The 21,550-nt window shown below is 70.2% G+C and carries 19 protein-coding genes and 1 tRNA gene; 4 read left to right on the top strand and 16 right to left on the bottom strand.

Going from position 1 to position 21,550, the window contains the following annotated elements:
* Nucleotides 1–48: 48 nt before the first annotated feature.
* The 12 genes from ASF39_RS22450 to ASF39_RS15575 form a co-directional block, all read right to left on the bottom strand.
* A complete protein-coding gene (locus ASF39_RS22450; RefSeq protein ID WP_244472431.1) occupies nucleotides 49–258 on the bottom strand; it encodes a hypothetical protein in 210 nt (69 codons plus the stop codon).
* Nucleotides 259–375: 117 nt separating this feature from the next.
* Nucleotides 376–1,362, bottom strand: a complete 987-nt coding sequence (locus ASF39_RS15625) for an aliphatic sulfonate ABC transporter substrate-binding protein (protein WP_056285546.1) — start codon at nucleotides 1,360–1,362, stop codon at nucleotides 376–378.
* A gap of 41 nt (nucleotides 1,363–1,403) precedes the next feature.
* Entirely contained in the window at nucleotides 1,404–2,669 is a 1,266-nt protein-coding gene (locus tag ASF39_RS15620) for a hypothetical protein (RefSeq protein WP_056285541.1), read from the bottom strand.
* A gap of 640 nt (nucleotides 2,670–3,309) precedes the next feature.
* A tRNA-Met gene (locus ASF39_RS15615) sits at nucleotides 3,310–3,386 on the bottom strand.
* 169 nt (nucleotides 3,387–3,555) lie between these two features.
* Nucleotides 3,556–4,797, bottom strand: a complete 1,242-nt coding sequence (gene trpB, locus ASF39_RS15610) for a tryptophan synthase subunit beta (RefSeq protein WP_056285791.1) — start codon at nucleotides 4,795–4,797, stop codon at nucleotides 3,556–3,558.
* A 189-nt stretch (nucleotides 4,798–4,986) separates the two neighbouring features.
* A complete protein-coding gene (locus ASF39_RS15605; RefSeq protein ID WP_056285537.1) occupies nucleotides 4,987–5,637 on the bottom strand; it encodes a phosphoribosylanthranilate isomerase in 651 nt (216 codons plus the stop codon).
* Nucleotides 5,638–5,644: 7 nt separating this feature from the next.
* Nucleotides 5,645–6,007: a lipopolysaccharide assembly protein LapA domain-containing protein gene (locus ASF39_RS15600; RefSeq protein ID WP_056285534.1), complete on the bottom strand. Its 363-nt coding sequence runs from the start codon at nucleotides 6,005–6,007 to the stop codon at nucleotides 5,645–5,647.
* A 28-nt stretch (nucleotides 6,008–6,035) separates the two neighbouring features.
* Complete coding sequence (gene ihfB, locus ASF39_RS15595) at nucleotides 6,036–6,350, bottom strand: integration host factor subunit beta (RefSeq protein WP_055889363.1); 315 nt, start codon at nucleotides 6,348–6,350, stop codon at nucleotides 6,036–6,038.
* Between the two features lie 67 nt (nucleotides 6,351–6,417).
* Nucleotides 6,418–7,380 carry a signal peptide peptidase SppA gene (gene sppA / locus ASF39_RS15590; RefSeq protein ID WP_056285532.1) on the bottom strand — a complete coding sequence of 321 codons (963 nt, stop codon included), beginning with the start codon at nucleotides 7,378–7,380 and terminating at the stop codon, nucleotides 6,418–6,420.
* A 360-nt stretch (nucleotides 7,381–7,740) separates the two neighbouring features.
* The gene (gene rpsA, locus ASF39_RS15585) at nucleotides 7,741–9,462 is read right to left on the bottom strand and encodes a 30S ribosomal protein S1 (RefSeq protein ID WP_055889359.1); all 1,722 of its coding nucleotides are present in this window, start codon (nucleotides 9,460–9,462) and stop codon (nucleotides 7,741–7,743) included.
* 356 nt (nucleotides 9,463–9,818) lie between these two features.
* On the bottom strand, nucleotides 9,819–10,382 hold the full coding sequence (locus ASF39_RS15580; RefSeq protein WP_244472430.1) for a hypothetical protein: 564 nt from the start codon (nucleotides 10,380–10,382) through the stop codon (nucleotides 9,819–9,821).
* Nucleotides 10,383–10,587: 205 nt separating this feature from the next.
* Nucleotides 10,588–11,298 carry a cell cycle transcriptional regulator TrcR gene (locus ASF39_RS15575; RefSeq protein ID WP_055889356.1) on the bottom strand — a complete coding sequence of 237 codons (711 nt, stop codon included), beginning with the start codon at nucleotides 11,296–11,298 and terminating at the stop codon, nucleotides 10,588–10,590.
* 321 nt (nucleotides 11,299–11,619) lie between these two features.
* Between ASF39_RS15575 and ASF39_RS15570 the strand changes: the two genes are divergently transcribed.
* Entirely contained in the window at nucleotides 11,620–12,192 is a 573-nt protein-coding gene (locus ASF39_RS15570) for a fasciclin domain-containing protein (RefSeq protein ID WP_056285788.1), read from the top strand.
* Nucleotides 12,193–12,323: 131 nt separating this feature from the next.
* Here the strand turns inward: ASF39_RS15570 and hflX are convergent, their stop codons facing one another.
* The 4 genes from hflX to ASF39_RS15550 form a co-directional block, all read right to left on the bottom strand.
* Nucleotides 12,324–13,682: a GTPase HflX gene (hflX, locus tag ASF39_RS15565; protein ID WP_055889504.1), complete on the bottom strand. Its 1,359-nt coding sequence runs from the start codon at nucleotides 13,680–13,682 to the stop codon at nucleotides 12,324–12,326.
* 395 nt (nucleotides 13,683–14,077) lie between these two features.
* On the bottom strand, nucleotides 14,078–14,332 hold the full coding sequence (hfq, locus tag ASF39_RS15560; protein ID WP_055889353.1) for an RNA chaperone Hfq: 255 nt from the start codon (nucleotides 14,330–14,332) through the stop codon (nucleotides 14,078–14,080).
* Between the two features lie 162 nt (nucleotides 14,333–14,494).
* Nucleotides 14,495–15,865 (bottom strand): sigma-54 dependent transcriptional regulator, encoded by a 1,371-nt coding sequence (locus ASF39_RS15555; protein WP_055889351.1) that lies wholly within the window; start codon nucleotides 15,863–15,865, stop codon nucleotides 14,495–14,497.
* Nucleotides 15,862–18,243 carry a PAS domain-containing sensor histidine kinase gene (locus ASF39_RS15550; RefSeq protein ID WP_056285786.1) on the bottom strand — a complete coding sequence of 794 codons (2,382 nt, stop codon included), beginning with the start codon at nucleotides 18,241–18,243 and terminating at the stop codon, nucleotides 15,862–15,864. Before ASF39_RS15550 ends, ASF39_RS15555 begins: the two co-directional genes overlap by 4 nt.
* Before the next feature lie 130 nt (nucleotides 18,244–18,373).
* On the opposite strand from ASF39_RS15550, the gene ASF39_RS15545 reads away from it, so the two are divergent.
* From ASF39_RS15545 to ASF39_RS15535, 3 genes are all read left to right on the top strand, one after another.
* Nucleotides 18,374–18,661: a type II toxin-antitoxin system ParD family antitoxin gene (locus tag ASF39_RS15545; protein ID WP_056285529.1), complete on the top strand. Its 288-nt coding sequence runs from the start codon at nucleotides 18,374–18,376 to the stop codon at nucleotides 18,659–18,661.
* Between the two features lie 369 nt (nucleotides 18,662–19,030).
* Nucleotides 19,031–20,629 (top strand): gamma-glutamyltransferase family protein, encoded by a 1,599-nt coding sequence (locus ASF39_RS15540; protein WP_056285526.1) that lies wholly within the window; start codon nucleotides 19,031–19,033, stop codon nucleotides 20,627–20,629.
* A gap of 24 nt (nucleotides 20,630–20,653) precedes the next feature.
* The gene (locus tag ASF39_RS15535) at nucleotides 20,654–21,523 is read left to right on the top strand and encodes a class I SAM-dependent methyltransferase (RefSeq protein WP_056285524.1); all 870 of its coding nucleotides are present in this window, start codon (nucleotides 20,654–20,656) and stop codon (nucleotides 21,521–21,523) included.
* Nucleotides 21,524–21,550: the final 27 nt, after the last annotated feature.

Here is a 21,550-nt window from a genome sequence, read left to right as displayed (position 1 = left end):
GGCAGGCCATGCTGCGCCCGTGCCGGCGGGGTACCACCGCCCGCCGCCCTATGAAACTGTCCTTGAAACCGTCCCGGCCCGCCCGGCGAGGAGGCCGGGGTCCACCGAGACCTCGACGATGCGCGGCTTTGGGTCGTCGAGGTTCTTTTCCGGCCACTCGGTGGTGACGAGGGGATCGTCGGCCGCGGTCGGCGCGGCGGGGGACGCGGCTCCGGTGAAGGCGATCGCAACGTCCGGCCGGCAGGTTCGCAGTCTCATGACAGGTCCCTCGCTCATGACAGGTCCCTCGCTCATGACAGGTCCCTCGCTCATGACAGGTCCCTCGCTCATGACGGGTCTCTCGGCGAAGATGCGGGGACGACGGGTCGAGAGGGGTCAGCGTCCCGGCTTGCGCACCGCATCCGCGATCGTGACGGGCTTGGGCAGAAGGCCGAGCGCGTGGAAGGCGTCCGCGACCCGCTGCTGGTCGGCGACGGTCGCCGCATCGAGGGGCGTCACGCCGTAGGTCTGGCGCTTGAGCGCGACCGAGAGGACCGCGGCCGGGATGCCGATGGAGGGCGCGAGTTCGGCCGCGACCGCATCGGTGTTGTCCTTGGCCCAGGCGTCGATCTCGCCGATCGCCGCCACCACCGCGTCGATGGCGGCTCCGTTCGCCTCGGCGAAGCTGCGCCGCGACAGGTAGAACTGGCGGTTGGGCACGAGATCGCTGCCGTTCACGAGGGTGCGCGCGCCGGTGGAGCGTTCGCCGGAGGCGAGGAAGGGGTCCCAGATCGCCCAGGCATCCACCGCCCCGCGCGCGAAGGCGGCCGCCGCGTCCGCGGGCGAGAGGTGGACCGGGGTGATCGCCTCGTAGGGGACGCCGGCCCGCTCCAGGGCCCGTACCAGCAGGTACTGGACGTTCGAGCCCTTGTTGAACGCGACCTTCTTGCCGCGCAGGTCCGCCACGGAGCGGATCGGGCTGTCCTTGGCCACCAGGATCGCCTCGCCCGAGGGGGCCGGCGGCTCGTGGGCGACGTAGAGGAACTCGCCCGGGTTGGCGGCCTGCGCGAAGACCGGCGGGGCCTCGCCGGCCGACCCGACGTCGACCGCGGCAGCGTTGAGCGCCTCCAGCAGCGGCGGCCCGGACGGGAACTCGGCCCAGACGACCCTGTAGCCGAGCGGCTTCAGCTTCTGTTCGAGGAGGCCCTTGCCCTTGAGCAGGACCAGGGTGCCGTACTTCTGGTAGCCGACGCGGATCACCCGCTCGTCGGCACGCGCGATCAGCGTGCCGGACACGACGATGGCCAGCACCAGGAGGGCGGTCCACAGCCGTCGGGCGATGTCCGGGCGGAGGGTGGCGAGAGGCAGGGCGGATCGGGACATCGGGACGGGTGTTCCTTCGGTGTGCGGGAGACGGGTGGGGATCATTTCGCGGCGACCAGGGTCGCCGGCTCGGCGAGAAGCAGGGCGCGCAGGGCCGAGGCCGCCTGATGGAGGGGCCGGGCCAGGGCTCGGCGCAGGGCCTGGGTCCCGGCCCGGCAAGCCCCGGTCGAGGGCCGGGCGGGAGGCCGCATTCCGTCTTCGGACGCGGCGACCGCGGTCCGGCCCCCGCCCTGCCCGCGCGCCCGCGCGATCAGGGCGGCCACGCCCGCTCCCGATGGCCGGAGGGTGCCGAGCGTGTCCGCGATCACGACGGCGTCGCCGCCCGCGATCGCCTCGCACGCGCTCCCGTCCGTGGCCTGCCGCATGGCGGCGAGGGCGGCCTGCCCGAACGCCAGCACCGTCGCCTCGTCGGCCCCGCGCAGCACCGCGCGCAGATGGGCGGCCGCCTGCCGGTGCAGCCCGTCGAGGGCGTCCGCCTCGGTGCGCCCCGTGGCGTAGCCGTCGCGGTACCAGGCGGCGATCCGGTCGACGGCGGCGGGGTCGGCCCCGGCGAGGATCGGCAGGTTGCGCAGGACCTGGGTGCGGGCCGCCTGCGGGCTGTCGTCGTCGTCGAGGGTCGAATCGGGGAAGCGGTCGGTCCCGACCACGTCGGTGACCACGCCGGCCCGGACGAGCCGCTCCGGCTCGGGCGTCCACATGTCGTCGGAGGCCACCGCCAGCGCCTCGGCGACGAAGTCCGCCGCGATGCCGGCGTCGCGGTAGGCGGCGCGCTCGGGCGCGGGGTCCAGCACCGGGCTCCGCCCGGACGGCCCGGTCTCGTAGGGGGCGTGGAATCCGAGCCGTCCACCCGTCCCGAGGTAGCGCCGAGTGCCGCGGACGAAGACGAGGGTGCAGGCCGAGGCGCAATCGTCCGGGACGTAGGTGGCCAGGCCGTGCGCCGCGACGAGGCTCCCGAGGCTCATGCCCTCCGAGACGAGGCCGCCGCCGCTGGTGAGGTGGATGCGCCGCACGCCCGGGTTTTCCGCGAGCAGGGCGGCGACCCGCGCCGACACCCCCTCCATGAGATCGCCGGCCAGACGCAGGTCGCGGCCGCCCGGGCCGAGGGTCACCCGCGCCGCCGGTTCCGCGTCGTCGGTCTCGACCTCGTCCGGAAGGTCGGTTGCGACCGAGGCCGGGATGGGGCGCGGCGTCGAACCGCCGCCCGATCCATCGGACGCGACCGCGGCAAGGCAGGCGGCGCCGAGCAGGGTCGCGCCGCACAGGATCGCCCAGGGCCTGCGAGGAGGTCGGGACAGGGTGATGGGCATGAAAAGTCCTCCCGTCCGCGGGGATGCGAGAAGCATGGAACCGTCGGCCGGCCGATCCGGGCCGCCGAGCGGGACCGCGACGGCGTCAGCCTCGAGACGGCGCGCCCGGCATCGGCCGGAGGGCGCTACCGGATCTCAGGCCGTCATCGACGGGGGAGCGATCGCACGTCGGCGATGACCGACCGCATGCCGTCCACAGAGGTTCTCACCGGCTCCGCCTCGACAGGACGCACGGGACGGCAACGTCGTCTGTTCCAGAAAGTACATCCGGGCGATCATCGGCAATGCAGGCTCTCCCGTCGCAAGCCTATGCTTTCGATGGGGTGATTCTAGCCGCTCGGACCGGGGATGTGCTTCCAAAGATGGGCCGTCGTGCAGTCGGTTCGACGCGCGAAACGCCCGATGCGCGAAACGTCGGTCTTCCTGCGCGAACGGGTCGTCGGGGACCGGTCATCACGCCGAGACCGGCACGTCGGCCAGGCCGACGAAGATGCGATCGGGGACGCGGTGGCCGATGCGGATCGCCGAAAACGCAGGGCCGCGACGCCGACGCCATCCGGCGGGACGACGTCCTCCGGCCGCGACAACAAAAAACCCCGGCTGCGGGGCCAGGGTTTGAAAGCGCGATCATCGACAAATTTGGTAGCGAGAGAGGGACTCGAACCCCCGACACAAGGATTATGATTCCTCTGCTCTAACCAGCTGAGCTACCCCGCCCCAACGTCCGGGGCCTTCGCGTGAGCGACGGTCCCGACCGGAGCCGGCGGTATAGGGAAAACCGCCGCGTGGTGTCAACGGTGCGTTTGGGGTGCGTTTGGCGTCGGCTTTGCGCATCGTGGCCGCCGGCTTTCTCCCAAAGTCGGCGGCCACCTCCCGGTCCGACGCCCTAGAGGGTGGTGCCCATGATCTCGGCCACCTGCGGCACGTCCTTGTCGCCGCGGCCGCAGAGGTTGACCACCATGAGGTGGTCGACCGGCTTCGTGGGGGCGAGCTGCATCACCTTGGCCAGGGCATGGGCCGGTTCGAGCGCCGGGATGATGCCTTCCAGGAGCGAGCACAGCTTGAACGCCTCCAGCGCCTCCTGGTCGGTGGCCGAGATGTAGGTGACGCGGCCGGTCTCGTGCAGCCAGGAATGCTCGGGCCCGATGCCGGGATAATCGAGGCCCGCCGAGATCGAATGGGCGTCCGAGATCTGGCCGTCGGCGTCCTGCAGCAGGTAGGTGCGGTTGCCGTGGAGCACGCCGGGCCGGCCTCCGGTGAGCGAGGCGGCGTGCAGGCCCGAGGAGACGCCGTGGCCGGCGGCCTCGACGCCGAAGATCTCGACGTCGCGGTCGTCGAGGAAGGGATGGAACAGGCCCATGGCGTTGGAGCCGCCGCCGATGCAGGCGACCAGCGAGTCGGGCAGCCGCCCTTCCCGCGCCAGCATCTGCTCCTTCGTCTCCTTGCCGATGATCGACTGGAAGTCGCGCACCATCGCCGGATACGGGTGCGGCCCGGCCACGGTACCGATGCAATAGAACGTGTCGGCGACGTTGGTGACCCAGTCGCGCAGGGCCTCGTTCATGGCGTCCTTCAGGGTGCGGGTGCCCGATTGCACCGGCACCACCTCGGCGCCCAGCATCTTCATGCGGAACACGTTGGGCGCCTGGCGCGCCACGTCGACGGCGCCCATGTAGATCACGCACTTTAGGCCGAAGCGGGCGCACAGCGTGGCGGTGGCGACCCCGTGTTGGCCGGCCCCGGTCTCGGCGATGATCCGCGGCTTGCCCATGCGGCGGGCGAGCAGGATCTGCCCGAGCACGTTGTTCACCTTGTGCGAGCCGGTGTGGTTGAGCTCGTCGCGCTTGAAGTAGATCTTGGCGCCGTGGCCCGGCTCCGACTGCGCGCGCAGGTGCTCGGTGAAGCGCTCGGCGTAGTAGAGCGGACTCGGCCGGCCGACGTAGTGGGTCAGGTAGCCGTCCATCTCCTCCTGGAACGCCGGGTCGGCCTTGGCCTTCGTATAGGCGGCCTCGAGGTCGAGGATCAGCGGCATCAGCGTCTCGGCCACGAAACGTCCGCCGAAGATGCCGAAGCGGCCGCGCTCGTCGGGGCCGGTGCGGAACGAGTTCGGGGTCGGGGCGATGGTCACGGTGGCGGTTCCTTGCAAGCGGGCGTCCTCCGTGTCGGCGGGCAGCGTGAGGTCGTGCCTCCGGCCGGCGACGGGGATCGCGGTTCGTGAACGAAACGATGCGGTTCCGGGCTCTCACATGAGTCTAGCACGGTTTGCCGACAATGCGGCGCGAGCGCCATCCGGGCGGAAAACGCGAGGCTTCGGGTTTCACCCGCCGCCGGCGCGCGCCGCGGCCATGAAGGCCCGGATCCGGTCCGGATCCTTGACCCCCGGCGCGCGCTCCACGCCCGAGGAGACGTCGAGAGTGCCGAGGCCGGTCCGGCGCAGGGCTTGCGCCACGGTCTGCGGCGTCAGCCCACCCGACAGCATCGTTCCGGCGGGCAATTCGGCGCCCGCAAGGACATCCCAGTCGAAGGCATGGCCGTTGCCGCCCGGTAGGTCGGCGTCCGTCGGCGGCTTGGCATCGAGGAGGAGGATGTCGGCCACGCCCGCATACGGCGCCAGTGCCGCCAGGTCGTCACGCCTGGCGATGCCGATCGCCTTGATCACCGGCCGCCCGATCGCCTTGCGGATGGCGGCGACGCGTTCGGGGGACTCGCTGCCGTGGAGCTGCACGAGGTCCGGCTCGACCGCGGCGATGCCTTGCGCCAGCAGCGCATCGTCGGGATCGACCAGGAGGAGGACGCGCCCGGCACGGCCCCTCGCTTGCGCCGACAGGCGGGCTCCGGTCTCCCAGTCGACGTGGCGCGGGCTCTTTGGGAAATGCACGAAGCCGACGAGGTCGGCCCCGGCATCGAGGGCGGCCTCCAGGGTGTCGGCCGTGCTCAGCCCGCAGATCTTGACGCGCGTCGCGGGCATCGTGGTGTCAGCGCGGCGCCGGCAGGGCGACCTGGTTCGTGCCGCCGCGCGAATAGAGGTCGTCGCCGCTCGGCACCTGCGTCTTGAGCCGGGCGGTCTCGGTCTCGAGGCGGTGGATCTCGCGGCGGCGATCGCGGCTGCGGCGGCGGACGCTGGACTGGCCGAGCCAGGTGCCGATCCCGCCGAGCACCACGCCCAGCGCCACCGCCCCGAACAGGATCAGGTAGAACGGCAGCGTCACGCTGAAGACGGGCATGTCGGGCGAGAACGGATCGAAGGACAGGCGCACCGCCTCGCGATTGGCCACCGCCAGCGCGACGACGACGATCGCCACCGGCAGCAGCACAAGTCCCTTGAGGAAGCGGATCATCGAAGTCCTCCGGTTGTCGTGAATCTCGTCACGGGGCCGCCTCGGCCCGATCGTCGCCGATCCCCGCGTCGTTCAAGCGCTGGCGCATTTCCTTGCCGGTCTTGAAGACGGGGATGGCCTTCTCGGAAACGGCAACGGCCGCTCCCGTGCGCGGGTTGCGTCCCCGCCTCGCATCGCGGCGTTTCACCGAGAAGGCGCCGAAGCCCCGCAGCTCGACCCGGTCGCCCCGCGCCAGGGCGTCGGCGATCGTGTCGAGGATGGCGTTGACCAGGGTCTCGACGTCGCGCTGGTAGAGATGCGGGTTCTGCTCGGCGATCCTGAGCACGAGCTCCGACTTGATCATGCGGCCGTCTTCTCGCAGGTCTGTCGCCGGCGAGGCCGGCGGTGGAGGGTGGAGAACCGTAGGTCGATCAGGGCCGCCACAGGGCCAGCAGGCCGCCCTGGGCGAGGTCGGTGGTCTCGGTGCCGACGGCGCGCAGTTGCATCGCGGCTCCCGGGAGGCCGAGGAGTTCGGCGCCGGTGCCCAGCGCCGACCAGAGCTGGAAGTCGCTCTTGCCCTTGGGCTTCCAATCGGTCACCGGCAGTCCCTTGGCGACGCCGCGGCTGTTCTCGAGCCAGGCCACGGCATCGCGCTCGCCGCCCAGCGCGTCCACGAGCTTGAGGGGCACGCTCTGGCGCCCACTGAAGACGCGACCGTCGGCGACCACGGCTAGTTCCTTGTCGCTCATCTTGCGACGGTCGGAGACGAGGCCCTTGAACCAGCCGTAGGTATCGCCGACCACCGCGGCCAGGGCCGCGCGCGCCTCGGGCGAGGTCGGGGTGAAGCCCGACGGCTCGGCCTTGAGCGGGGCCGACTTGATGGATTCGACCTTGACGCCGACCTTGTCGAGAAGCCCGGACAGGTCCGGGTACTGGAACAGGACGCCGATCGAGCCGACCAGCGCGGTCTCGCGCGCCACGATGTGGTCGGCGGCGATCGCGGCGATATAGGCGCCCGAGGCGGCGGTGCCGTCGACGAAGGCCACCATCGGCTTCTTCTCGGCGAGCGCACGCAGGTTGCGGTGGAGTTCCTCCGACCCGGTCGTGGTGCCGCCGGGCGAGGAGATCGAGACCACCACGCCCTGGACGGCGCTCGACTCGCGCACCCGCGCGATCAGCTTGGTGGTCTCCTCGCTCCCGGCGATGAAGCCGCCCACGCTGATGCGGGCGATCTGCGGCTTGATGGCACCGAAGCCCGCGACCTCGCCGCCGCGCAGGCGAAGGCCCACGGCGCCCACCGCCACCACGAGGGAGCCGATGCCGACCACGCGCCACACCGACAGCTTTCGGCGCAGGCGGCGGCGATCGATCAGAAGTTCGGCGTCGGCTGCCATGCGTTCGGTCACTCCCGCGGGTCCGGCTCGGATTGGGGCGAGCCTGTTCTTGCCCCCTTCTCCCACAACCCCGGACCGTTTGCACCATCCTTCGGCGTCGCGTTCGGGTCCGTGACGGTCGCCAAGTCGTTGGCGGGGATGGACTTGGCGGGCATGGACCTGGCGGGCATGGGCTTGACGCCCGGGAGGTCGACTCGGGGGCGGTGTTCTAGCCCCGCCCGCGCCGGAGCGGCAAGAGGCTGTACGTGCGCGCATCGAAGAGGCTGCGCGCATGGCATGGAAAAACCCGCGCGGGAGGCGATCCCGCGCGGGTTGCGTGGTCGTCCGGCCCACCGCCCCGAAGGGCGGCGGGGGATGAGACTATTCCTCGTCCTTGTCGTCGCTGGTGCGGGCCTTCTTGAAGGCCGCGCCCAGGATCTCGCCGAGCGAGGCACCCGAATCGGCGGAGCCGAACTGGGCCATCGCCTCCTTCTCCTCGGCCATTTCGAGGGCCTTGATGGAGAGCTGGACCCGGCGGACCTTGCGGTCGAACTGGATCACGCGGGCATCGAACTTCTCGCCGGCGGCGAAACGCTCGGGACGCTGGTCGCCGCGGTCGCGGGCGAGTTCGGCACGGCGGATGAAGGTCGAGAGGTCGGTGTCGATGATCTTCACCTCGACGCCCGAATCCTTCACCTCGACCACCTCGCAGGTCACGACCTGACCCTTCTTGAGCTCGCCGGCCTCGGCGAAGGGGTCGCCGCCGAGCTGCTTGACGCCCAGCGAGATGCGCTCCTTCTCGACGTCGACGTCGAGGACCTGGGCGCGCAGCATGTCGCCCTTCTTGAACTCCTCGATGACCTGCTCGCCGGGACGGTTCCAGTCGAGATCCGACAGGTGGACCATGCCGTCGACATCGCCTTCGAGGCCGATGAACAGGCCGAACTCGGTCTTGTTCTTGACCTCGCCCTCGACCTCGGAGCCGACGGGATGCTTCTCGGAGAAGGCCTCCCACGGGTTCTGCAGGGTCTGCTTGAGGCCGAGCGAGATGCGGCGCTTGACCGGATCGACCTCGAGGATCTGCACTTCCACTTCCTGGGAGGTGGAGACGATCTTGCCGGGGTGGACGTTCTTCTTGGTCCAGCTCATCTCGGAGACGTGGATCAGGCCCTCGATCCCCGGCTCCAGCTCCACGAAGGCGCCGTAGTCGGTGATGTTGGTGACGCGGCCCTTGATCTTGGCCTCGACCGGGTAGCGCTGGGCGATGCCCTCCCACGGATCGGCGAGCAGCTGCTTGATGCCGAGCGAGATGCGGTGGGTCTCGTGGTTGATCTTGATGATCTTGACCTTGACCGTCTGGCCGATGGTCACGACCTCGGACGGGTGGTTGACGCGGCGCCAGGCCATGTCGGTGACGTGGAGCAGGCCGTCGATGCCGCCCAGATCCACGAAGGCGCCGTATTCGGTGATGTTCTTGACGACGCCGTCGATGACCTGGCCCTCTTCGAGGTTGGCCACGAGCTCGGAGCGCTGCTCGGCGCGGCTCTCCTCGAGGACGGTGCGGCGCGACACCACGATGTTGCCGCGGCGGCGATCCATCTTGAGGATCTGGAACGGCTGGGGCGTGCCGAGCAGGGGCGTGACGTCGCGCACGGGGCGGATGTCGACCTGGGAGCGCGGCAGGAACGCCACGGCGCCGTCGAGGTCGACGGTGTAGCCGCCCTTGACCTGGTTGAAGATCGCGCCGGTGACGCGCTCGTTGGCCTCGAAGGCCTTCTCGAGCTTGACCCAGCTCTCCTCGCGGCGCGCCTTGTCGCGCGAGATGACGGCCTCGCCGAGCGCGTTCTCGATGCGGTCGACATAGACCTCGACCTCGTCGCCGACCGCGAGGTCGTCGCGGCCGGGGCCGTTGAATTCCTTGAGGGCGACACGGCCTTCCGTCTTGGCGCCGATGTCGATGACGGCGACGTCCTTCTCGATCGCGACGACGCGACCCTTGACGACGGAACCTTCGGTGATCTCGTGCTCGAGGAAGCTTTCCTCGAGGAGAGCCGCGAAGTCGTCGCGGCTCGGGCTACGCTGCAGGGCGTTACCAGCGGTCATTCTGTCTCCTGACAGGCCTCCTGAAGAGGCCGGCATCGGCGGCTCGTGTGACGGGAGACCCCCTCCGACGCCGCCCGGGATCCGTTCGGGATCGACGGGCTCACCTCCCCGAGGGAGGGCCGACGCAGTCTCAACGCTGGTCGAGGGCCATCCCCGCAATGGCGCGGCGGCGGGCAGGAACTGCCCAGGAGACGTCGCATCCATCGTGAGGAACGGCGACGACATACGCGATCGCGCGCTCAGGGGCAACCGCGCCGCGCCGTTTGGGCGCCGGTCTCAGGTCAGGGGCGCCGGTCTCAGGTCAAGGAAGCCTTGGTCAGGTCAGGGAAGCCTCGGTCAGGTCAGGGAAGCCTTGGTCAGGTTAGGGAAGCCTTGGGCGGCCCACCGCCGCGCAGCCACACCGCCGAGGCCACCGCGAGGGGTTCCAGGGGCAGCGTCACCGTGCCGTGGCGCCGGCCCCACAGGGTCAGACCCTTGAAGCCGACTTCGCGGATCTCCAGCCAGGCCCCGAACGGGAAGGTGGCGTCTGTCCCCTCCCCCGGCCCGTAGCATTCCTCGAAGGCGATCGGGTCGACCATGATCTCGCGGTATCGGCCGAGATGTTCGGTCATCGAGACCTTGGAGCGGAACAGCATCCGATCGCGGTGGTAGGAGGAGAAGCAGGGCTCGTATTCGGTCAGCGTCACCCACAGCTTGCCGCCGATGCGCAGATACGGCGGGTTGGGGCCGGCCTCGCTGAAGTTCGACGCGCTCCAGCCGGCGTCCGCCATGAGCGATTCGGCGAGCGTCACAGGCTCCTGCACAGCACCCTGAACGATATTGCAAGGGCGCAGGCCGCCCGGCCCGACTGCGGATCGCTCGCTCCGCGATGCCCGGTCGTAGACCGGGCCGGCGTCGGTGTCGGTTCCCAGGGAGGCCATGGGACGCTCCAGATGCGATGCCCTCGCCCATCGCGGCGGGACACTATCCGGCATTTTATCGCGCTTGGCGAGCCGTTTCGGCTGCCCCGGCCGGGCCGGACCCGGCCGAGGCAGTCCTCGTTCGTGCTCCTGGCCGACGTCGCGATATCCCGCCCGCGGCCAAGAGGTCTCAAGAGGTCTTCGGCGCCAGGCCCGCAGGCGGTGATCAGTCCTCGTCGTCCTCGTCGGTCTGGCGCATGCCCTTGAGCTTGGCGAAGACCGAATCGACGTTGAGTTTTTCGTCGCGGGCGTTGCGGTGGTGCTCGGCGTGCTCGTCGGTCTCTTGCGCCGTCGAGAGCTCGGTGGGCAGGAGGCTCGCTCCGACGTCGGCCGGCACGGTGGCGGGCCGGTCCTTGGCGGCACGCTGCACCTCGAAATCGAGGTCGATCTGCGTGCAGAGGCCCAGCGTCACCGGGTCCATCGGCTGCAGGGCGCTCGAGTTCCAGTGGGTGCGCTCGCGGATCTGCTGGATCGTCGACTTGGTGGTGCCCACCAGCCGGATGATCTGCGCGTCCTTGAGCTCGGGGTGGCTGCGCAGCAGCCAGAGGATGGCGTTGGGCCGGTCCTGCCGACGCGACAGCGGCGTGTAGCGCGGGCCCTTGGTGGTGCGCTTGACCTCGGGCAGCTTCACCTTCGAGACCGCGACCTTGAGCTTGTAGTCGGGCACCCGCTGCGCCCTCTCGATCTCGTCGCGGGTGAGCTGGCCGGTGGTGATCGGGTCGAGCCCCTTGATGCCGGCCGCGACCTCGCCGTCGGCGATGCCCTTCACCTCCAGCGGGTGCAGCTTGCAGAAGTCGGCGATCTGCTCGAAGGCGAGCGACGTGTTCTCGACCAGCCAGACGGCGGTCGCCTTGGGCATCAGCGGACCCTGGGACATCGGGCAACTCCAAACACGGCGGGCGAGGACGAGCCGGTCCGGGAATCGGTCCGCGGGGGTCCGGATCCATTGATCCGAAGCGTCCCGTCTCACGCCATCAAAAAGGGGATGCCTCGCTTATAGGCGCGAGATCGGAGCGCCGCAATCATCCTCATGCGGACTCGCATCCCGATACGGACCTCGGCGCCCGAAAACCCCGGCTCCCGGTGCGGCTACGATCGCCCTCGGACGAAAGGCCTGAAACTTTTCCCCGGAGAGCCCCGTAAGACCGATCACCGCCCCGATCGCAGGGGCTCGTACCGAGGAAAACGCTCCATGATGATGTCCAACGCCCGCCGCTCGTTCGCCTCCACCGCCGCCGCCGTGGCCCTGGCCGTCTCGGTCGGCGCGGCCCTGCCGGCCGTGGCCTTCGCCAAGAACCCGATGGTCGGCGGCGCACCGATGTTCGCATCCAAGACCATCGTCGAGAACGCCGTCAACTCCAAGGACCACACGACCCTGGTGGCCGCCGTCAAGGCCGCCGGCCTCGTCGACACCCTGTCGGGCCCGGGTCCGTTCACGGTGTTCGCGCCCACCAACGCCGCCTTCGCCAAGCTGCCGGCCGGCACCGTCGAGACCCTGGTGAAGCCCGAGAACAAGGGCACCCTCACCAAGATCCTGACCTATCACGTGGTCTCGGGCATCTACACCGCCAAGGACCTGATGAAGCTCGTCAAGGACGGCGGCGGCGAGGCCCAGCTCAAGACCGTCGAGGGCACCCCCCTCGTGATCCAGGCCAAGGGCAAGTCGGTGTTCGTCACCGACACCAAGGGCAGCACCGCCAAGGTCACGGTGGCCAACGTGATGCAGTCCAACGGCGTCATCCACGTCGTGAACGGCGTCCTGCAGCCGTAAGGCCTTGCGCTCCGCCCTTCCCCCTCCCCCTTTAACGGGGAGGGGGAAGGGTGCGGGGTTCGAGCGTCGCGGTGCCGTCTTCGCCACCCTCGCCTCCGATTCGTCTCCCCGCACGGAGGGTCGGAGCGCCCTCACCCCGCCCGGCTCAGGCGCCGCGCCCCGTCGAACCGGTTGAGGAAACGCGGCTCCTTCTCGGGGGCGATACGGATGGCGAGGTGGATCGTGCCGCCCTCCTCCTCGCGCCGGTCGAGCACTTCCGCGTTCTCGTAGAGCCAATGCAGGGCGCCGCCGTCCTCGGGTGAGAGGACCACCGCGAAGGTCGAGCGCGACTTGGCGATCCGCGCCTCGATCCGGCTCGTGAGCGCCGCCATTCCCTCGCCGGTCACCGCGGAGACGAGGACGGGGGCGCCGCTGTCGCGGTCGCTCCGCCCGGTCCCCGTGAGGTTGAGGAGGCGGTTGCGCTCGTCCTCGTCCAGCAGGTCGGCCTTGTTCCAGACCTCGATGATCCGGTCGGCCGAGGTCTCGATGCCGAGTTCGCGCAGGACCCCGCCGACGTCCTCGGCCTGGGCCTCGCTGTCGCCGTGCGAGATGTCGCGCACGTGCAGCAGGATGTCGGCCTCGATCACGTCCTCCAGCGTCGCGCGGAAGGCCGCGATGAGGGAGGTCGGCAGGTCCGAGATGAAGCCCACGGTGTCGGACAGGATCACGGTCTCGCCGTGCGGCAGCCTGGTGGCGCGCGCCGTCGGGTCGAGGGTGGCGAACAGCATGTCCTGCGCCATCACCTCGGCCTTGGTCAGGGTGTTGAACAGGGTCGACTTGCCCGCGTTCGTGTAGCCGACGAGGGCCACGATCGGGTACGGCACCCTCGCGCGGCCCTGCCGGTGCAGGCCGCGGGTGCGGGTGACGCCGTCGAGGTCGCGCTCGATCCGGGTCATGCGCTCCTGGATCATCCGCCGGTCGGCCTCGATCTGGGTCTCGCCGGGGCCGCCGAGGAAGCCAAAGCCGCCGCGCTGGCGCTCCAGGTGGGTCCAGGACCGCACGAGCCGGCTCTTCTGGTAGGCGAGGTGGGCGTGCTCCACCTGCAGCCGCCCTTCGCGCGTCGAGGCGCGGCGCCCGAAGATCTCGAGGATGAGGCCGGTGCGGTCGATGACCTTGGCGCCGAGTTCCTTCTCGAGGTTGCGCTGCTGCACCGGCGAGAGGGCGCAATCCATCACCACGAGGCCGATCTCGCGCGCCTTGATGACGCCGGCCAGTTCCTCGACCCGGCCCTTGCCGAGGTAGGTCGAGGGCCGGATGCGCGGCAGCGACAGGCAGATCGCCTCGACCACGTCGAGCTCGATGGCGGCCGCCAGCCCCACGGCCTCGTCGAGGCGGGCATCTGTGGCCCGCGAGGCCTCGCTGCGGCTGCCGCCGGAGGCGGTCCGCGCGAGATAGGGACCGATGACCAGGGTATGGGTCGCGGCCGCGATCTCACCCTCGGGAGCCGCCATCGCCTGAAGCCGGGCTTCGCCGGGGGTGATCGTGTGGTTCGTCAACTGCTGTCCGGCCTCGTCCTGATGCGTTCCAGGACAATGGGCCTTTGCCGGCTGCAGACAAGGGCGTGCTCCCATCGAACGATGGAGGCCGATGAGCTTTTGCGGAGGATCGAACCGGTCGGACGTCATGTCCCGGACGCCCGGAGCGTCAGCGGGCGACGACCCGGGAACCGGTGTCGTGAAGGGCCGCCTCGGCGGCTCGATCTCGGCGGCTCGATCTCGGCGGCTCGATGCGAGCGGCGCAGATGGTATCGACGCCGCGCGGCTCGTCGTGCCGGACCCCGGGTCGGGTTCCGTTTCGCGTCACCCGCCCGGGGAAGGGCCCCGCGGGGATCGATCGGCGTTCGACCTCACGCCTTCTCGGGCGCGGCCTCGTCGGGTTCGAACAGCTGCACCGGGTGGCCCGGCATGATCGTCGAGATCGCGTGCTTGTAGACGAGTTGCGAATGGCCGTCGCGGCGCAGAAGCACGCAAAAGTTGTCGAACCACGTCACCACGCCCTGGAGCTTGACGCCGTTCACGAGGAAGATGGTGAGCGGGATCTTGTTCTTGCGAACGTGATTGAGGAACGTGTCCTGGAGGTTCTGAGAGCGTTCGGCCGCCATTTTTTTCTTGTCCTTGTTTAATCATGCCGCCCGCCTCACCGGGCGGGTTCTCTTCAGTCGGGGTCGCCGCCACGACTTCGTGACCGGGCGAGTCAACCTCGCCATTACACGTAGATTGCCGGCCCGATGCAAGTGCGCGACCGCTCGCGACCGCGCCATTCTTCAGGAGCCGATGCCGAGCGACTTCAGTTTCCGGTGCAGGGCCGAGCGCTCCATGCCGATGAACTCGGCGGTACGGGAAATGTTGCCGGAGAACCGGGCGATCTGGGCGATGAGGTACTCCCGCTCGAAGATCTCGCGCGCCTCGCGCAGGGCCAGGCTCATCAGCTTCTCGCCGCCTGACCCGTTGGGGGTGGTGGGCACCAGGGCACCGATCTCGGTGGGCAGCATCTCGGAGGTCACCTCCTGCTCCGGATCGGTGTGGGTGAGGATCATCAGGCGTTCGACGTTGTTGCGCAGCTGGCGGATGTTGCCGGGCCAGTCGTGCGACTGCAGCACCGCCATGGCGTCCTCGGCGATGCGCCGGCGCGGCAGGCCGGTGGCGCCCGAGATCTGCTCCATGAAGAACCCGATCAGCTCGGGCACGTCCTCGCGCCGCTCGGAGAGCGACGGCACCCGGATCGGCACCACCGAGAGCCGGTGGAACAGGTCCTCGCGAAAACGGCCCCCCGCGATCTCCTCCGCGAGGTCCCGCGAGGAGGAGGAGATGATGCGCACGTCCACATGCACCCGCGTGGTGCCGCCGACCCGCTGGAAGTTCTGGTCCACCAGGACCCGCAGGATGCGGTTCTGGGTCTCGCGCGGCATGTCCGCGACCTCGTCGATGTAGAGGGAGCCGCCGTGGGCCTCCTCCAGGGCACCGACGCGCCGGACCCGGCCCTCCCCCGCCTCGACGCCGAACAGCTCGGCCTCCATGGTCTCGGGCGTGATGGTGGCCGCGTTGATGACCACGAACGGGCCGTTGGCGCGGGTCGAGGAGGCGTGCAGGGTCCGCGCGGACAGCTCCTTGCCCGAGCCGGGCGCGCCCAGGATCATGACCCGCGCATTGGTGGGGGCGACCCGCTCCACCGTCTGGCGCAGCTGGTTGACGGCCACCGAGCCGCCCACGAGCTTGCTCGCCTGGCCCGAGCGGGTCTTGAGGTCGCGGACCTCCCGGCGCAGGCGCGAGGTCTCGAGGGCCCGCTCGGCCACCAGGATCAGGCGGTCGGCCTTAAACGGCTTCTCGATGAAGTCGTAGGCGCCCGCCTTGATCGCCGCCACCGCGGTCTCGATGTTGCCGTGGCCCGAGATCATCACCACCGGCAGGTCGGGGTGGCCGGCCTTGATCTGGTCGAGCACCTGCAGCCCGTCGAGGCGCGAGCCCTGCAGCCAGATGTCGAGGAAGACGAGGTGGGGCCGGCGCGACTCGATGGCGGCCAGGGCCTCGTCGGAACCTCCGGCGGTGCGGGTGCGGTGGCCCTCGTCGTCGAGGATGCCGGCCACGAGGTCGCGGATGTCGGCCTCGTCGTCGACGATCAGGATATCGGCGCTCATGATAGGATCTCCGCGATCTCGGGGCCCGTCCGTGCGGCGCCCTTCTCGTCTGGCGCGGCGGCACGGGGCCCCCGCATGTCGTCACCGGTTCCGGCCGGGGTCCGCCCGCCGGCGGCCTCGACGTCGCGGGGGATGCGCATGCGCACCTGCCCGCCCCGTCCGGCCGGGTTGTCGTTCAGTTCGATGCCGCCGCCATGGTCTTCCAGAACCTTGCTGACGATGGCGAGGCCGAGCCCGGTGCCGCCCTCGCGGGTCGTCATATAGGGCTCGAGCAGGCGCTGGCGCCCCTCCACCGGAAAACCCTTGCCGGTGTCGGTGACCTCGATCACCGCGAAGGCGTCCTCCACGAGAAGCCTCACGTCGACCCGGCCCTGGCCGCGCTCGGCCTCCGGCACCGCCATCACCGCCTCGACGGCGTTCTTGAGGATGTTGGTGATGGCCTGCGACAGGAGGCGGATGTCGAAGGCGGCGGTGAGCGGCTCGCCGCCGTCGCCCTCGCCCGAGAAGCCGAACTCCAGGTCGGGGTGGGCCACCCGCATCATGAAGAGGTTCTGGCGGGCGATCTCGCCGAGGTCGTTGCGGCCGATGGCGGGCTTGGGCATCCGCGCGAAGGACGAGAACTCGTCGACCATGCGCTTGATCTCGTCGACCTGGCGCACGATCGTCGCCGTGCACTGGTCGAACACATCGCGGTCCTCGACGATAACCTTGCCGTACTTGCGCCGGATGCGCTCGGCCGAGAGCTGGATCGGGGTGAGCGGGTTCTTGATCTCGTGGGCGATGCGCCGCGCCACGTCGGCCCAGGCGGAGGTGCGCTGGGCCGCCACCAGGTCCGTGATGTCGTCGAGCGTCACCACGAAGCCGCGCTGGCCCCCTTGCGCCTGCTCGCTGGTGACGCGCACCGTCACCGTGCGCTCGCGGCCGTCCCGCACGAGCTGGATCTGCTGCTGCAGCGCGCGCTGGCGGCCTTCGCTGCCCTCGGGGAAGAGGGCTTGCAACTCGGGCACCACCTGGGTCAGGGGCCGCCCGACGATCTCCTCGGCGCCGATCCCCAGCGTGCGCTCCACCGCCGGGTTGGCGATGGTGACGAGGCCGGCGGCGTCGACGCCGATGACGCCCGGCGAGACGCCCGAGAGCACGGCCTCCGTGAAGCGGCGCCGGCGGTCGATGAGGTCGCTGGCCGCCGTCAGCCCGTCGTGCTGGCGGCGCAGCTCCTGCGTCATCTTGTTGAAGCTCTCGCCGAGATGCGCGAGGTCGCCGTCGGTCTTGCGGGCCGGCACCTGCGCGTAGAAATTGCCCGACGCGACCTGGTCGGCGGCGTTGATGAGGCGCCGGATCGGCGCGACGAAGCGGTTGGCGAAGTTGAGCCCGAACCACACCGCCGAGAGCAGCGCGATCAGCGCGATCAGCACGAACACCGAGGCGAAGGTGATCTGGATCGAGCGCTTGAGCGAATCGTAGGTGAGATATTCCGCCGCCGCCGCCCGCGACACGCCGGGGAATTCCACCGCGAGCTGGCTGACCTCGCGCTGGACCAGCAGCACCGCCCCGTCGTAGGCGGTCATGCGCAGGAGGGCGGCGAAGACCCGGCCCTCGGAGGGCACGAGGCAGATCGGATCGCTCGATTTGGCCGCCTCCTCGAAGGCGGCGGCCGAGGGCAGGCGGCGCTCCTTGATGATGTCGATCTTGGCGCGGGCCACCACCTCGGTGGGGCCGCGCATGATCTCGGCCACCGGCAGGCCGAGGGCGGTCGCCCGCGTGGTCAGGAAGGTCTGGAACCAGTCGCGGTTCACGTCGAAGTTCGGCCGGGCCCGGGTGAGGTCGTCGGCCAGGATGCGGATCTCGCGGGCCAGCGACTGGCACTGGTTCTCCTGGTAGGCGTCGGCCACCTCCACGGACTTCAGCACCACGTCGCGGACGCGGTCGGTGAAGCCGAGCGACAGGCCGCGGTCGATGGTCACCGCCGCCACCACCGCCAGCAGCACGGTGGGCAGGATCGCGATGAGGCTGAACAGGCCGACGATGCGGGTGTGCAGCCGCGCCACCGCCGCATTGGCCTTGCGGGCGTGCAGGAAGACCCGCGCCTCCCAGGCGATGATCACCACGAGCCCGAGCACCAGCGCGACATTGATGCCGAGCAGGGTGACGCCCACGGTGGGCGTCGGCGTCACCCGGATGACGCCCGCCAGGATCAGGAAGGTCGCGATGGCCGAGACGAGCGCGGTGGCGACCACCAGGGCGCCGATCCAGCCCGGACCCCGCGGCGGCGGCCTGACGACCACGTCAGGGGCGGCTCCGTCCGTCGAGGCGCCGGTCTCGGAGGCCTCCGAGACCGCCTCGGGAGGCCGCTTTTTGCTGAACCGTCGAAGCCACGCCATGGGCTGATGCATCGCCACAACAGTGTGGCGAAATTAATACGAATCGGGTGTCCGACACGGTTGTGACCCAGCTCGCGAAAGCCGTAAAAGTATGACAAAGTATGATTTGCTCAATAGAAAGCCGAGCGCCATGGCCGACCTCGAACGCTTGACCATCACCTTGCCGCCAGAGATGGCATCCGTCGTCCGAGGCGCCGTAGCCTCGGGAGATTATGCTTCCACCAGCGAAGTGGTCAGGACGGCGTTGCGCGATTGGAAGATGAAGCGATCCCTGCAGATCGCGGAGCTGGACGCGCTGAAGGCCGACATCGAAGCAGGCTTGGCCGATGTCGCGGCAGGCCGGACCGGGAGTTTCGACATCGGCGACATCGTCGAACGGGGGAGGACGTTATTACGCGACCGCTCGTCCTCCGTCTGACCCGTGCCGCCGAGGCCGATCTGGCCAGGATCTGGTGGCATATCGCGACCGAAGCGTCCGAAGGACGGGCGACGTCGTTCATCGAGCGGATCAAAGGCGCCTGCGAGCCATTCTGCCTTTTTCCGCTTTCCGGAGCATCGCGAGATGCCTTGGCGCCGGGCCTGCGCGCGGGGTTCGCGAGAGACTACGTGATTTACTATCGACACGACGACCAGGCGGTCACTGTGATCCGCGTTCTGCATGGCGCCCGCGATGCCGTTGCCCTTTCAGACCAGGGCGGCTTTCACGGCAACTGACATCGCCTGCGATGTTCGACCACGCTTTGAAACGCACTATGATCGCGTCGTCGTTCACACCACGAGCTCCCCCATGCCAGAAACGCCCGTCTTCGCCTCGGCCGCCGTGGCCGCACCCCATCACCTGGCCGCCAAGGCGGGCCAGAGCGTGCTGGCGCAGGGCGGCAACGCCATCGAGGCGATGGCGGCGATGGCGGCGACCATCGCGGTGGTCTATCCGCACATGAACGGCATCGGCGGCGACGGGTTCTGGCTGGTGCGCGAGCCCGGCGGCCGCGTGCGCGGGATCGAGGCCTGCGGTCCCGCCGGGAGTCTGGCCACCATCGCCCGCTACCGCGAGAAAGAATACGAGGCGATTCCCGCCCGGGGCCCCGACGCCGCGGTCACGGTCGCCGGTGCCGTCGGCGGCTGGTGCCTCGCCCTCGATCTCGCCCGGGCATTGGGCGGGCGGATGCCGCTGCCAACCCTGCTCGCCGACGCGATCCGCCATGCCCGCGACGGTGTTCCGGTGTCGCCGTCGGAGGCGCGCTACGTGCCCAAGGAACTCGACGCCCTCCACGACCAGCCGGGGTTCGCCGACGCCTTCCTCGATGCCGGCAAGCCCTACGCCGCCGGCGCGGTCCGGCGCCTGCCCGCACTCGCCGCCACCCTCGACCAGCTCGCCCATGCCGGCCTCGACGACTTCTACCGGGGCGACATCGCCCGCGAGATCGCCGCCGACCTCGAACGCCTCGACGCCCCGGTGACCCGGGCCGACCTCAAGGCCTATGCCGCGCGCGAGCGGGCGCCGCTGTCGCTCAGGCGCCGCGACGCGGTGCTCTACAACTTCCCGCCCCCGACCCAGGGGCTGGCGGCGCTCATCATCCTCGGCCTGTTCGACCGGCTCAAGATCGCCCGGCCCGAGACCACGGCGCATTACCACGGGCTGATCGAGGCCACGAAGCGAGCCTTTGCCGTGCGCGACCGCTTCGTCACCGATTACGACCGCCTCGATGGCGATCCGTCCCGCTTCCTCGAGCCCGGCTTCCTCGACGCGCAAGCGGCGCAGATCGACATGCGCCGGGCCGCGAGCCTGCCCCTGCGCAACCCCGGCGAGGGCGACACCGTCTGGATGGGCGCCATCGACGGCAGCGGCCTGGCCGTCTCCTACATCCAGTCGATCTATTGGGAGTACGGCTCGGGAGTGGTGCTGCCGAAGACCGGCATCCACTGGCAGAACCGCGGCACCTCGTTCTCCCTCGACCCCAAGGCCGTGAACCCGCTGGAGCCGGGCCGGCGCCCGTTCCACACCCTGATCCCGGCACTGGCCGCCTTCGACGACGGCCGGGTGATGTCCTACGGCAGCATGGGCGGGGACGGCCAGCCGCAGTTCCAGGCCCAGATCTTCTCCCGCTACGCCGATTATCGGATGGGCGTCGCCGATGCGGTCGATGCGCCCCGCCTGCTCTACGGCCGGACCTGGGGCGCGGAATCGCTCAGCGTGAAGGTCGAGGACCGGTTCGACCCGGCCTGCATCGCGGCACTGCGCGCCATGGGCCACGAGATCGAGGAACTCGGCGGCGCCTACATCGATTCGCTGGGCCACGCCGGCATGCTGGTGCGCCACCCCGGCAACGGCCGCATCGAGGCCACCCACGATCCGCGCTCCGACGGCGGCGCCGAAGGTTTATGAGATTCGGCTCTGAGGAGAGCGACCATGGCCGAGACCATCACCCAGGCCGAATACTGGAACGGCGACGCCGGCCGGCGCTGGGCCCGCAACCAGCGCGCCATCGACACGGTGTTCGCCCCCCTGACGCAGGCCCTGTTCGCGGGTGCGGTCCTGCGGCCGGACTCTGCCGTCCTCGACGTCGGCTGCGGGGCGGGCGATTGCGCCATCCGTGCCGCGCGCGACCTCGGCGCCCGCGGCCGGGTCGTGGCCGCCGACGTCTCGGCGCCGCTCCTCGCCGTGGCGCGCGAGCGCGCCGCCCTGGACGCGCCGGGCGGCGCGCCGATCGCCTTCGTCGAGGCCGACGCCCAGCGCCACGATTTCGGCGGCGCGGTGTTCGAGCGGGTGATCTCGCGGTTCGGGGTGATGTTCTTCGAGGATTCCGTGGCGGCCTTCGCCAACCTGCGCCGGTCCCTGGTGCCGGGCGGGCGCCTGACGTTCCTGTGCTGGCGCCCGCTCGCGCAGAACGCCTGGATCGCGGTGCCGCTGGCCGTCGTCCAGCCCCTGGTGCCGGAGCAAGAACCCTCGCCGCCCGGCGGACCGGGGCCGTTCCGCTTCGCCGACCCGGACGTCATCGGCGACATCCTCGCCGCGGCGGGCTTCCTCGACATCGGGATCGAGGCGATCGACCGGCCCCTCGTCCTCGGCCTGTCGGGAGAGGCCGCCGCGGGTGCCGCCGCCGAGGCCGCGGCGCGCTTCGTGCTCGAACTCGGGCCGGTCTCGCGCCTGCTGCGCGACCGCGACGACGATCTGCGTGCCCGCGCCCATGCGGCGGTGGCGGCCGACTTTTCCGCCCGCGCCGAAGCGGGGGCCGTGACCCTCGGGGCCGCGTGCTGGCTGGTGTCGGGGAGGCGGTGAGCCAGTCCGTGGCAGTGCTTGCCGTGA

Source organism: Methylobacterium sp. Leaf108 (assembly GCF_001423265.1).
Classification (GTDB): Bacteria; Pseudomonadota; Alphaproteobacteria; order Rhizobiales; family Beijerinckiaceae; genus Methylobacterium.
Note: the sequence above shows the minus strand (reverse complement) of the source record. Positions and strands in the feature narration are given on the sequence as shown.